Origin of the sequence: Cupriavidus cauae, from assembly GCF_008632125.1 — a bacterium.
In the GTDB taxonomy this organism is placed as follows: Bacteria; Pseudomonadota; Gammaproteobacteria; order Burkholderiales; family Burkholderiaceae; genus Cupriavidus; species Cupriavidus cauae.
In genome coordinates, this window is record NZ_VWRN01000027.1 from 40,687 (window position 1) to 53,221 (window position 12,535).

General features: G+C 69.1%; 13 protein-coding genes. 10 read left to right on the forward strand and 3 right to left on the reverse strand.

Going from position 1 to position 12,535, the window contains the following annotated elements; all coding sequences use genetic code 11:
* The first annotated feature begins 54 nt into the window (after nucleotides 1–54).
* The 9 genes from F1599_RS09135 (at nucleotide 55) to F1599_RS09175 (ending at nucleotide 9,341) form a co-directional block, all read left to right on the forward strand.
* Entirely contained in the window at nucleotides 55–891 is an 837-nt protein-coding gene (locus F1599_RS09135) for an IclR family transcriptional regulator (RefSeq protein WP_150082832.1), read from the forward strand.
* A gap of 71 nt (nucleotides 892–962) precedes the next feature.
* Complete coding sequence (locus F1599_RS09140; protein ID WP_150082833.1) at nucleotides 963–2,015, forward strand: cyclase family protein; 1,053 nt, start codon at nucleotides 963–965, stop codon at nucleotides 2,013–2,015.
* A gap of 95 nt (nucleotides 2,016–2,110) precedes the next feature.
* Nucleotides 2,111–3,325 carry an ABC transporter substrate-binding protein gene (locus F1599_RS09145; protein ID WP_223819551.1) on the forward strand — a complete coding sequence of 405 codons (1,215 nt, stop codon included), beginning with the start codon at nucleotides 2,111–2,113 and terminating at the stop codon, nucleotides 3,323–3,325.
* Nucleotide 3,326: 1 nt separating this feature from the next.
* Complete coding sequence (locus F1599_RS09150; protein WP_150082835.1) at nucleotides 3,327–4,481, forward strand: thiolase family protein; 1,155 nt, start codon at nucleotides 3,327–3,329, stop codon at nucleotides 4,479–4,481.
* Entirely contained in the window at nucleotides 4,481–4,867 is a 387-nt protein-coding gene (locus F1599_RS09155; protein WP_150082836.1) for a Zn-ribbon domain-containing OB-fold protein, read from the forward strand. The genes F1599_RS09150 and F1599_RS09155 overlap by 1 nt, the downstream gene beginning before the upstream one ends.
* 62 nt (nucleotides 4,868–4,929) lie before the next feature.
* On the forward strand, nucleotides 4,930–5,967 hold the full coding sequence (locus F1599_RS09160; protein ID WP_370639487.1) for a tripartite tricarboxylate transporter substrate binding protein: 1,038 nt from the start codon (nucleotides 4,930–4,932) through the stop codon (nucleotides 5,965–5,967).
* A 105-nt stretch (nucleotides 5,968–6,072) separates the two neighbouring features.
* Nucleotides 6,073–8,169: an acetate--CoA ligase family protein gene (locus F1599_RS09165; protein WP_150082837.1), complete on the forward strand. Its 2,097-nt coding sequence runs from the start codon at nucleotides 6,073–6,075 to the stop codon at nucleotides 8,167–8,169.
* A gap of 115 nt (nucleotides 8,170–8,284) precedes the next feature.
* The gene (locus F1599_RS09170) at nucleotides 8,285–8,755 is read left to right on the forward strand and encodes a MarR family winged helix-turn-helix transcriptional regulator (RefSeq protein ID WP_149316339.1); all 471 of its coding nucleotides are present in this window, start codon (nucleotides 8,285–8,287) and stop codon (nucleotides 8,753–8,755) included.
* A 160-nt stretch (nucleotides 8,756–8,915) separates the two neighbouring features.
* The gene (locus F1599_RS09175) at nucleotides 8,916–9,341 is read left to right on the forward strand and encodes an organic hydroperoxide resistance protein (RefSeq protein ID WP_149316340.1); all 426 of its coding nucleotides are present in this window, start codon (nucleotides 8,916–8,918) and stop codon (nucleotides 9,339–9,341) included.
* Nucleotides 9,342–9,376: 35 nt separating this feature from the next.
* Here F1599_RS09175 and F1599_RS09180 read toward each other — a convergent pair whose 3' ends face one another.
* A complete protein-coding gene (locus F1599_RS09180; RefSeq protein WP_149316341.1) occupies nucleotides 9,377–9,640 on the reverse strand; it encodes a hypothetical protein in 264 nt (87 codons plus the stop codon).
* A gap of 171 nt (nucleotides 9,641–9,811) precedes the next feature.
* Here F1599_RS09180 and F1599_RS09185 point away from each other — a divergent pair, with 171 nt between their 5' ends.
* Nucleotides 9,812–10,570, forward strand: a complete 759-nt coding sequence (locus tag F1599_RS09185) for a helix-turn-helix transcriptional regulator (RefSeq protein WP_149316342.1) — start codon at nucleotides 9,812–9,814, stop codon at nucleotides 10,568–10,570.
* Here the strand turns inward: F1599_RS09185 and F1599_RS09190 are convergent.
* Together F1599_RS09190 and F1599_RS09195 are read right to left on the reverse strand one after the other, a co-directional pair.
* A complete protein-coding gene (locus F1599_RS09190; RefSeq protein WP_223819543.1) occupies nucleotides 10,553–11,512 on the reverse strand; it encodes a DMT family transporter in 960 nt (319 codons plus the stop codon). The two genes, F1599_RS09185 and F1599_RS09190, sit on opposite strands and share 18 nt — an antisense overlap.
* Before the next feature lie 103 nt (nucleotides 11,513–11,615).
* The gene (locus F1599_RS09195; RefSeq protein ID WP_150082838.1) at nucleotides 11,616–12,443 is read right to left on the reverse strand and encodes an AraC family transcriptional regulator; all 828 of its coding nucleotides are present in this window, start codon (nucleotides 12,441–12,443) and stop codon (nucleotides 11,616–11,618) included.
* Nucleotides 12,444–12,535 lie beyond the last annotated feature (92 nt).

The window sequence follows — 12,535 nt, forward strand, 5'->3', positions numbered from 1 at the left end:
TAACGGCATCTGCGGTTTCATTCCGCAAAATGACCAGAACAGGGAGACGGCCGGATGACGACGCAGGGATCGTCGCTGCGCAAGGCGTGCCAGCTGCTACGGGCGCTGTCGGACCCGCGTAATACGCGGCTGACCGACCTGGCGCAGGCGTCGGGCGTCGACAAGGCGTCGGCGCTGCGGCTGCTCGACACGCTGGCGGCCGAAGGGCTGGTCTCGCGCGATCCCGCCACCAAGGCCTTCAGCCCCGGCCCCGAATGGCTGGTGCTGCGGGCGGCCGCGCTGCGGCGCCTCGACATGCGCCCGCTCGCCCGTCCCGCTCTGATCCGCCTGGCGTGCGCGTTCGAGGACACCGCCATCCTGTCGGTGCCGAGCGGCTGGGAATCGGTCTGCACCGAACTGCGCTTCGGCAATTTCCCGATCCGCGCCAACTATCTCGATATCGGCAGCCGCCGCCCGCTCGGCGTGGGCGCCGGCAGCCTGGCCTTGCTGGCCGCCCTTCCCGACGACGAAATCGACGCGGTACTGCGCTGCGTGGCGCCGGCGCTCAAGCGCTATCCGCGGCTGAGCACGGCCGCGCTGCTGCGCCATGTCGAAGCGACGCGCGAACGCGGCTATGCGGTGCTGCTCGATGTGGTGGTCGAGCGCATGGGCGGCATCGCGATCGCCCTGCCGGGCCCGGACGGCTATCCGCTCGGCGCGCTGAGCATCGCCGCACTGAACGAGCGCATCACCGAACGTGAGGCCGCGATGGCCAAGGCGCTGCGGCGCGAGGCCGACGGCATCGTTGCCAATCTCGGCGCCATCGAGGCGTCGCTGCCCGACCGTTGGCCGCATCGCGGCACCGCGGCACGCACGGGCGGCGCCACGCTGTCGCCGGCCGATACGCCCTAGCCGAGACGGCGCGGCAGTCCCTCTGCACGACCCTCAACAAGAAAAGGACCACGGATATGGAGACATCAGGCATGCGCTGGAAACAACGTCCGCAGGGCTCCACCTGGGGCGACTTCGGGCCCGACGACCAGATCGGGCGGCTCAATCTGATCGGCGCCGAGCAGGTACGCAGGGCCGCGCAGGAGGTCCAGGCGGGCCTGAGCTTCTGCCTGTCGCTGCCACTCGACTATCCCGGCGGCAACAAGCTCAATCCGCGCCGCCATCCGCCGGTGCTGCGTCCGACCTTCCGCGACGACCTGCCTTACGTCAATTTCCCGCTGGCCAAGGTCGACCCCGAGGCCACCGACGTGATCAGCGACGACCAGGTCCTGCTGTCGCTGCAGTACTCGACGCAATGGGATTCGCTGGCCCACGTCGGCGCGCTGTTCGATGCCGACGGCGACGGCCGCGCCGAGCGGGTCTACTACAACGGCTATCGCGCCAACGAGCATATCGTCGGTCCGGTCGACTATGCCGACGACGATCATTTCGCCGCGCATGGCTGCAATCACGAACACAGCGAGGCGCGCGCGCTCGGCATCGAAAACTTCGCTGTCAAGGGCATGCAGGGCCGCGGCGTGCTGGTCGATCTGGCGCACTGCTACGGCACCGACTTCCGCGATATCGGCTACGACGAGCTGATGCGCGCGATGGAGGCGGACCGCGTCGAAGTCGAGCGCGGCGACATGCTGCTGCTGCGCACCGGCTTCGCCGAGGTGGTGCTGTCGATGCAGCGCGAGCCCGACGAGAACGTGCTGCACCACAGCTGCAGCGCGCTGAATGGACGCGACGACAAGCTGCTGCAGTGGATCACCGACGCCGGCATCGCCGCGCTGATCGCCGACAACTACGCGGTCGAGCGCTATCCGGCGCAGCCGGCCAGCGGCCCGGGCCCGCATCCGCTGCTGCCGCTGCACCACCACTGCCTGTTCAAGCTTGGCCTGCCGCTGGGCGAGCTCTGGTATCTGCGCGACCTGGCGCAATGGCTGCGCGAGCACGGCCGCACCCGCTTCATGCTGACGGCGCCGCCGCTGCGCCTGCCCGGGGCGGTCGGTTCGCCCACCACGCCGATCGCCACCGTCTGAGTGGCGACACCAACGATCCGGAGGAGACCTACGATATGAAGCCATTTCCCGCACGCCGGCGCATTGCCGGCCTTGTTTCCCGCACGCTCGCCGGCATGCTGGGCGCATGCGCGCTGTCGCTCGGCGGCACCGCCTACGCCCAGGCTCAGGCCCAGCCCAAGGCCACCCTCTCCGACGATCTGGTCAAGATCGGGCTGATCCTCGACATGAGCGGCCTCTATGCCGATGTGACCGGCCGCGGCAGCGCCACCGCCGCGCAGATGGCGATTGACGACTTCGGCGGCAAGGTGCTCGGCCGCAAGATCGAACTGGTGGTCGCCGATCATCAGAACAAGGCCGACATCGCCGCCAACAAGGCGCGCGAATGGTTCGACACCGACCGGGTCGACGCGATCCTCGATGTCGCGGCGTCGGCGCCCGCGCTTGCCGTGCTCGAAGTCGCCAAGCAGAAGAACCGCATCGTGGTGTTCTCCGGCCCCGGTACCGAGCGTCTGACCAACGACCTGTGCACGCCGATCTCGGTGCACTACGCCTACGACACCTATGCGCTCGCCAATACCACCGCGCGTGCGATGGTCCAGCGCGGCGGCAAGACCTGGTATTTCCTGACGGCGGACTACGCGTTCGGGCACACGCTGCAGGACTCGGCCACCACCGTGGTCACCGAGGCCGGCGGCAAGGTGCTCGGCGCGGCGCGCCATCCGATCGGCGCCAGCGACTTCGCCTCGTATCTGCTGCAGGCGCAGGCCAGCAAGGCGCAGGTCGTGGGCCTGGCCAATGCGGGCGGCGACTCGGTCAACGCGATCAAGGCCGCGCACGAGTTCGGCCTGACGCGCGACAACAAGCAGAAGCTGGCCGGCCTGCTGCTCTATATCAACGACATCCATGCGATCGGGCTGAAGACCGCCGCGGGGCTGGTACTGACCGAGGCCTTCTATTGGGACATGAACGACGCCACCCGCAAATGGTCGCGCCGCTATTTCGACAAGCTCAAGAAGATGCCCAACATGAGCCAGGCGGGCGTCTATTCGTCGGTGATGCACTACCTGAAGGCGGTGCAGGCGGCCGGCACCGATGAGACCGTCGCCGTGATGAAGCAGATGAAGACGATGCCGATCCAGGACTTCTTCACCGCCAATGGCCGTATCCGCGAGGACGGACGCATGGTGCACGACATGTACCTGTTCGAGGTGAAGACGCCGGCCGAATCGAAATATCCATGGGACTACTACAAGGTCCTCGCCACGGTGCCCGGCGACCAGGCCTTCATCCCGCCGTCGAAGTCGAAGTGCCCGCTGCTCAAGCGCTGACATGAGCGACTCCCTTCAACGCGGCGCCTGGTTGCGCGGCGCCGGCAATACGCGCTTCGGCAGGCTCGCGGGCAGCACGCCGCTGACGCTGATGGCGCAGGCCGCCGATGCCGCGCTGGCCGAGGCGGAACTGTCGCGCGCCGAGATCGATGGCGTGCTGTGCGGCTACGCGACCACGCTGCCGCATCTGATGCTGGCCGACCGCTTCTGCGAATACGCGTCGCTCCAACCCGCCTATGCGCACGGCATGGCCGCCGGCGGTGCCACCGGCGGGGCGATGGCGATGCTGGCGCGCGAACTGGTGCGTGCCGGCCGCTGCCGCCATGTGCTGGTGGTGGCGGGCGAGAACCGCCTCAGCGGCCAGAGCCGCGACCAGTCGGTGCAGACGCTGGCCCAGGTCGGCGAGCCGCAGATCGAAGTGCCCAACGGCGCCTCGGTGCCGGCGTACTACGCGCTGCTGGCCTCGCGCTATCTGATGGAGACCGGCCTGCCACGCGACGCGCTGGCGGATTTCGCGGTGCTGATGCGCAAGCATGCCGGCGCCCACCCCGACGCACATCTGCGCGAGCCGCTGACCGCGGCCGCCGCGTGCGCCGCCAAGCCGGTAGCGACGCCGCTGCTGCTGTCGGACTGCTGCCCGATCTCCGATGGCGCGGTGGCGCTGGTGGTCTCGGCGGAGCCGGGGCCCGGCCGGCCTGTGCGCATCGCCGGCGCGGGACAGGCGCATCGCCATCAGCATCTATGCGCGATCGACAGCGTGATGACGACCGGCGCCGGCGAAGCGGCCACGCGCGCGCTTGGCGAGGCCGGCATCGGGGTCGATGGCCTCGACTATCTGGCGATCTATGACTCGTTCACCATCACGCTGCTGATGCTGCTCGAGGAGATCGGCGTGGCGCCGCGAGGCGGCGCGCCTGCGCGGCTGCTGGCCGGCGACTTCGATGTCGATGGCGCGCTGCCGCTCAATACCCATGGCGGCCTGCTCGCGTTCGGCCATTCCGGCGTCGCGGGCGGCCTGATGCATCTGGCCGAGGCGACGCGGCAGCTTGCCGGACGTGCCGGCGACCGCCAGATCGGTCCGCGTCGCCGCGCGCTGTTCCATGCCGATGGCGGCGTGCTGTCGTCCCATGTCAGCCTGGTGCTGGAGGCCCTGTGATGGCGATCTCAGCCGAATCCGCCCTGCCCGAAGGGCTTCATCCCTATGCCGAAGGCCTGGAAGCGGGCCGCGTTCGCTACCAGTCGTGCGGCGACTGTGGCGCGGCGCAATCGCTGGAGCGCCATGCCTGCCAGCGCTGCGGCAGCGTCCGGCTCGCCTGGCGCGATGCCGCCGGTGTGGCCACCGTCTACGCCGTGACCACGGTCGCGCGCGCGCCGGACGACAGCTTCCGCACGCTGGTCCCGTACACGCTGGTGCTGGCCACTCTCGACGAAGGGCCGCGCGTGATGGGCCATGCCGAGCCCGGCGTGGCGATCGGCGACCGTGTGCGCGCCGGGTTTTTCCGGCATGGGGAGCGGACGCTGTTGCGATTCGAGCGGGAGTAGTGAGCCGGAACCGCGGACCGAAACAGCCAGCCAGGCACGACAACAACCAGATGGAGACACCTATGCAGCCGAATCAGCAGCATCGGCGGGCCGCGCTCGCCCGTCCGTTTTCTTCAACCAGGCGGCACGCGTTGCGCGCCGTGCTGCCGGTGCTCGCGCTCGGCACGCTGTGCGCGGTATTGCCGCGGCCCGGCCAAGCGGAAACCTGGCCTGCAAAGCCGATCCGCATGATCGTGCCCTACCCGCCCGGCGGCCCCACCGATATCGTCGCGCGCGTGGTCGGACAGAAGCTCGGCGAGCGGCTCGGACAACCGGTGGTGGTCGAGAATCGGCCGGGTGCGGGCGGCAATATCGGCGCGGAGGCCGCCGCCAAGGCCGCGCCCGACGGCTATACCCTGCTGGTCGCCACCACCGCGCATGCCATCAACATGACGCTGTTCCGCAAGCCGGGGTACGACACGCGTCGCGATTTCGCGCCGGTCAGCCTGCTGACGCGCGGACCGCTGGTGCTAGTGACCGCGCCATCGACGCCGGCGCGCAATGTCGCCGAGCTGATCGCGCTGGCCAAGGCAAAGCCGGACCAGGTGAGCTTCGCCAGTTCGGGCAATGGCCAGTCGACCCATCTGTCCGCCGAACTGTTCAACGCGATGGCGGGCGTGCGCATGACGCACGTGCCGTACAAGGGCAGCGCGCCGGCCCTGACCGATGTGATCGGCGGCCAGGCCACGGTGATGTTCGACACCATGCTGTCGGCGATGCCGTTCGTGCGCGACGGCAAGCTCAAGGCCCTGGCCGTGACCAGCGCCAAGCGTTCCCCAGCCGCGCCGGATGTGCCGACCGTTGCGGAGGCGGGTCTGGCCGGCTACGAGGCGACCGCGTGGAATGCGCTGCTGGCGCCAGCCGGCACGCCCGCTCCGGTGATCGACAAGTTGAGCCAGTCGCTGCGCGCCGTGCTCGACGATGCCGAAGTCCGCTCGCGCTTCGCCACGCAGGGCTTCGGCGCGGAATGGACGTCGCCCGACGCGACCGGCCGCTTCCTCGGCGCCGAGATCGACAAATGGGCCGGCGTGGTCAAGACCTCCGGCGCCACCATCGACTGAGCCTGGCTTGCATGGAACCGATGCATTGAACAAGTGCATTGAACCAGTGCATTGAGCCCAGGCATTGAACGACTTCATTGAACCGATCGACTACAGGACTACGACATGTCGGCTTCTCTCCCCCGCGGCCTGCAGGCCCTGCTGACGCCGCGCTCGATCGCGGTGATCGGCGCCTCGGACCATATCCACAAGATCGGCGGCCGGCCGATCCACTACATGCAGCAGCACGGCTACGGCGGCACGCTTTATCCGATCAACCCGCAGCGCGACACGATCCAGGGCCTGCGCAGCTACGCCTCGCTGGACGCGCTGCCGGAAGCGCCGGAGCTGGCCATCGTCGTGGTCGCCGGCGAGGCCGCCGTGCAGGCAGTCAGCGATTGCGCGCGGCTCGGCGTGGCGGCGGCCATCGTGATCGCCTCGGGCTTCGGCGAAGCGGGCGAGGAAGGCCGGCGCCAGCAGCAGAAGATGGTCGATATCGCGCGCGCAGGAAATCTGCGCATGGTCGGCCCGAACAGCCAGGGCCTGGCCAATTTCGGCAGCGGCGCGATCGCCAGCTTCTCGACGATGTTCATCGAAGTGCCGCCGCAGGATGGGCCGGTCGCGGTGATCAGCCAGAGCGGCGGCATGGGCGCGATGGTCTACGGCCTGCTGCGCCACCAGGGCATCGGCGTGCGGCACATGCATGCGACCGGCAACCAGGCGGACGTCACGGTCAGCGACCTGGCGCTGGCCGTCGCGCACGATCACGACGTGCAGCTGATGCTGCTGTATCTGGAGACGCTCAACGATCCGGCTACGCTGGCGCAGGCAGCCGCGGTGGCGCGCGCACGCGGCGTGCCGATCGTCGCGGTCAAGGCCGGCCGCACCAGCGCGGGCCAGCGCGCGGCGGCCTCGCACACCGGCGCGCTCGCCAACGAGGATCGCGCCGTCGATGCCTTCCTCGCGCATCACGGCATCTGGCGCGTCGACGACGCCCATGCGCTGGCGCGCTGCGCACCGCTGTATCTGCGCGACTGGCAGCCGCAGGGGCGCGGGCTCGTCGTCGTCAGCAATTCCGGCGCGAGCTGCGTGATGGCGGCCGACGCCGCCGAGTCATGCGGACTGTCGATGGCGCCGCTGGCGGCACAGACCCAGTCCGCGCTGGCCGAACGCCTGCCCGGCTTTGCCGCCACCGCCAATCCGGTCGACGTGACCGCCGCCCTGCTGACCAACAGCGCGCTGTTCGGTGATGTGCTGCCGGTGATCGCGGGCGACGCGGCGGCGGACATGGTGCTGCTCGATATTCCGGTGGCGGGCATGGGCTACGACATCGAACGCTTTGCCACCGATGCGGCCGCCTTCGCCGATACCAGCGGCAAGCCCATCGTGGTGGCGGCCTGGCAGCAGGGCGTGGCCGCGCCGTTCCGGCAGCGCGGCGTACCGGTCTACGCCAACGCCGGCGAGGCGCTGCCGGCGCTGAGCCAGTGGCGCGCGCACCGGTTGCGGCTGGCGGAGCTGTTCGCGCGTCCACCGGCACCGCCCGCGGCGGTGGCGCCCGATGTCTCGTCGCCCTCGGCGACGCTGAGCGAAGCGGCCAGCCTCGCACGCCTGGCCGAGGCCGGCGTTCCGGTCGTCGCGCATCGCCTGTGCCGCAGCGCCGATGAGGCGGTGTCGGCCTGGCGTGCGCTGGATGGCCCCGTCGCGGTCAAGGCCTGCGCGGCCGCGGTGCCGCACAAGAGCGAACACGGTCTGGTGGCGCTCGGCTGCAACGACGCCGATTCGATCGTCGCGGCATTCGAGCGGCAGATGGCCACGCTGGCCGGCATGGGTGTCGAGGCCGAGGGCGTCATCGTCGCGGCGATGGTGCGCGGGCAGCGCGAATGCATGATCGGCGCGCACTGGGACCCGGTGTTCGGCGCGGTGCTGGTGGTCGGCGACGGCGGCAAGTATGTCGAGGCGCTGCGCGACACCGCGGTGCTGCTGGCGACCTGCGAGGAAGAGGATGTCGCCCGCGCGCTGCGCACGCTTCGCATCGCCCCGCTGCTGGCCGGCGTGCGTGGCGAAGCGGCCGTTGACATGGCGGCGCTGTGCCGCACCGCGGTGTCGGTCGGCAGGATGGTGCACGCCGCGGGCGGCGCGATCCGGTCGGTCGACCTGAACCCGGTGATGGCGAGCCCGGATGGCGTGGTGGTGGTCGATGCGTTGATGGAAGTGGCGGCTTGACGATGGCGGGCCGGGTATCCGCGAAAGATGCCCGGCCCTCCATCCTCGCCCTCCATCGGCATTCCCGCAAATAAATTTCTTGCTATTCAATCGCGTACGATCTATATTCTGCTCCATGAACGCCGCATCGAACTCCCGGATCGACCCTGCCACCGCGCTGCTGCTGGACCGGCAGTTCTGTTTCTCGGTCTATTCGGCCTCGCTCGCGCTGAACAAGCTGTACCGCAAGCTGCTGCGCCCGCTGGGCCTGACCTATCCGCAATACCTGGCGATGATGGTGCTGTGGGAACAGGACGGCCTGACGGTGTCGGAGATCGGTGCCCGGCTGAATCTGGATTCGGCCACGCTGACGCCGTTGCTCAAGCGCCTCGAGACGCAGGAGCTGGTCTCGCGGGCCCGCGCGGCGGCGGACGAGCGTCAGGTCATCGTCAGCCTGACCAAGGCCGGCCGCGCGCTGAAGACACAGGCCGGCAAGGTCCCGGAGTCGGTGTTGTGCGCGTCGGCGTGCAGCGTCGAGGAACTGACCAGCCTGAAGCGCAAGCTCGACAGCGTGACGGCGAAGATCGCCCGGAACGCGGTCGACTGAGCCGCACGGGATGGCGACGCTCCCTGACTTGACGAATTTATATAGCACGCTATGTAATAGCGCACTATGTTAAAGCAAAAACCCGAAGCAAAACCTTGAAGCAAAACCCTGAAGTCCAACCCTGAAGCAGAACCCGGCCATCAACCCGAAGGAGCCAACCATGTCGATCGAAAAAGTCCTGTACCGTGCCCAAGCCCAAGCCACCGGTGGCCGTGACGGCCGCGCCGTCTCGTCCGATGGCGCGCTCGAGGTCAAGCTGAGCACGCCGCGCGAACTGGGCGGCGCCGGCGGTCCCGGCACCAACCCCGAGCAGCTGTTCGCCGCCGGCTACTCGGCCTGTTTCCTTGGCGCCCTGAAGTTCGTCGCCGGCCGCGAGAAAGTCGCCCTGCCCGCCGAGACCACGATCACCGGCAACGTCGGCATCGGCCAGATCCCGACGGGCTTCGGCATCGAGGTCGAGCTGCAGATCTCGATTCCGGGCGTGGCGCGCGAGACCGCGCAGGCGCTGGTCGACAAGGCCCACGTCGTCTGCCCGTATTCGAACGCGACGCGCGGCAACATCGACGTGCGCCTGACGCTGGTCTGATCCGGACCACGCCGGCACAAGGCCGCGGCGGGTGCTCAGGCGCCGCCGCGGCCTTGTGCAATCAGCGCGCGCAGTTGCGGATCGCGCGGCTCGAGCACGTCGAACAGCCCCAGCGCGGTCAGGGCCGGAATCAGCGCGATCAGGTCCTTTCTCGCCGCGGCACGGCTCTCGTTGGATTGCGCGGGATCGGACAGCACGCGCCAGCTGGCGAGGAACGCGCCGACACTGCCCTTGCGTACGGTGATGCCGTCGGCCTGTACGGCATCGACATGGTCGGGGAGCATGGCTTCCGGCTTCATGCGCGGTCTCCGTGGGTCTCGGCGAACGGTCGGGATGGCGTGGCAGATGTCATCGAATGGCTCCGTGAGTGGCCGGTATCGGGCAATGCAGGCAGTCTAGGGGGCGCACGCCTTGCCCGCCAACGCTAGAATGTCAACCGATAATGCAATCGGGCCAACCATTCGATCACCGTGTCGCTGAAGCACATCCGCCGGCTGTCGCACGCCGGCATCCGCGAGCGCCGTCCGCATCGTCATGACGACGGACAGCTCTTCACGATCCGGACGGGCGTGGTGGCCATCGAGGCCGACGGCGGCCGATGGGTGATGCCGACGGGCTGCATCGCGTGGATTCCGCCCGGCATCGTGCATGGCGCTAGCGTGCAGGGCGGCATGGTCGGCACCAGCCTGTATTTCGACGGTACGTGGAGCCGCGCCGCGATGCCGGACACGGTCAAGGTGGCCAGGCTGTCGCCGCTGCTGGACGCGCTGCTCGGCGCGCTGACGAGCAACGAAGCGCCCACCGGCACCGCCCTCGATCACTACCTCGCCGTGTTTGCCGACGCGTTCGCGCGCGAGCCTGCGCAGACGCTGTTCCTGCCGATGCCGCGCGAGCCGCGGCTGGTGCGGATGGCGACGCGGATGCTGGCCGCGCCGGACGACAACACCGGTCTCGATGGCTGGGCCGCACGCATCGGCATGAGCCGCCGCACGCTGACACGGCGCTTCCAGGCCGAGACCGGTTGGACCATCGGCCAGTGGCGGCAGCAGATGCGGCTGCTTGCGGCGATGGAGCGGCTCGCCGCCGGCCACAGCGTCACGGCGATTGCGCTCGATCTGGGCTATGCCAGCGTCAGCAGCTTTATCGCGGTGTTCCGCCGCTATCTCGGCACGACGCCGCGCGCGTTTATGCCCGCGGGCGGCGCCGCGCGCTCACGATCGCTCCGCTAGCCCGCATGCGTGCTTGCGGGATGCATGCTTGCGGCATGCAGCCTTGCGCGGTCCGGCCGGATTGCGCTTGCCGACCAGCACCAGACTCAGCACGGCCACCACCACACAGCCGATGCCGACGAGCTGGCTCGTGCCGACCGGCTCGCCCAGCAGCAGAAAGGCCATCGCCACCGCCGATATCGGCGCCAGCGCGGTGAACAGCGATGCCTCGGTGCCGGTCGTGCGCGCGGAGCCCGCATACCACAGCACGAAGCCCGCCACGGTGGGCACCAGCGCGTAATACAGCACCGCCGCCAGCGCCCCGCTCGGCAGTCCATGCCGCCATGGCGCCTCGAACAGCGCGGGAACGATGGACGCGGCCAGGCCGATCGCCGTCATCACGGTCGACAGCGCCAGCGGCTGCAGCGGTTGGCGCAGCCGCTTGTTCAGCAGAATGAACAGGCTCTCGCAGACCACCGCGCCCATCACCAGGGCGTTGCCAAGCCACGTCCCCCGGCCGCCGTCGGCGCCCTCTTCCGGTACCGCCACGGCAAGCACGCCCGCCGTCGCCAGCCCAATGGCCAGCAGCAAGGCCACGCCCGGGCGCTCCTTCAGTACAACGATCGAGACCAGCGCCGACACCACGGGCAGCGTGCCGATGATCACGCCGGCGTCCGCGGCCGAGGTCATCCGCAGGCCGGAGATCAGCAAGGTGGTATAGCCGACGCTGCCGGCGACCGCCTGCAGTACGAGCAGCAACCCGTCGCCACGGCCGATGGCCGGCATGCGCGTGCCGGTCAGCTTCATCAGCAACAGGAAGCCGGGCAAGGCGATGGCAAAGCGCAGCGCCGTCGCAGTGAACGGCGGCAGCCCCGCCGCGATGACCTTGCTGGCAATGACGGTACTGCCGACCAGGATCATGGCCAGCGCCAGATAGAAATAACCTTCGGTTTTGCCGGACATGGCCGCCTCCGCATCGTTGGATGCCTAAGGCTAGGCCGCGGCGTGGCGGGCGTCTTGAACGAAATTGCAGCGGCGCGGAAAGCGGGCGTCTGGACGGTCGTCGTCAGCGCAGGGACCGGCCGGTGGCGACGGCGGCATAGGCGCTGGGAGACAGGCCGTATTTCTTCACGAAAATGCGCGTCATATGGCTCTGATCGGCAAAACCGCTGCCGATTGCCGCATCGGCCAGCGGCTCGCCGCGCGCGATCAGGCGACGCGCGAGGTCGATCCGCCGCTGCACCAGATAGGCATGCGGCGTCAGTCCGGTGGCCCGGGTAAAGGCGCGCAGCACCTGGAAGCGGCTCAGGCCGCTGGCATGGGCGAGCTCGTCCAGCGTCACCGGCACCGAGGGATCGTCGTCGATGCGCGCCAGCGCATGGGCAATCGCCGCCGGGGTGCCGTCGCCGTCCCGCATGCCTTGCCGGCAATCCATCGTGCTCGCGACCAGCATCAACAGCAGGCTGTCGCGACGCAAGGCCGTATCCGGGGCATTGCCCCCGGTCATCGCGTCGAACAATTGCGTGAAGACCGTGGCCGAGGCACGATCGCTCAGCACCGGCAGCACGAATTCTCCGAGCCGCGCGGCCCCTTCGCTCACATCGTGACAGACCGGCGCCACCACCTCGGGATCGAAATACAGGATGCGCCACGACCGCCCGGCCTCGTCCAGCGGCAGGCCGTCGTGCACCTCGCCGGGATTGACCGTGATGATGTCGCCGGCTACCGCCTGCACCTCGCCACGGCCGCTCGCCGAGCGCTGCGCGCCCCGCTCGACCACGCCGATGCCGAACTGTTCGTGCGTATGACGGGCGAAACGGTGCCGCGAGCTGGCCTGGACGGCGAGCACACCGGGCAACGCGCAAGGGAGGAGCTGGAACTGGCCGGCAGGCATCGGATTGGGAGGAAACGGTATTGGAACCATAGCACGGGCCCCGATGGACAGTGCCGGTTGAATCGATTCCAATGCAGACGCCACGGAGCACG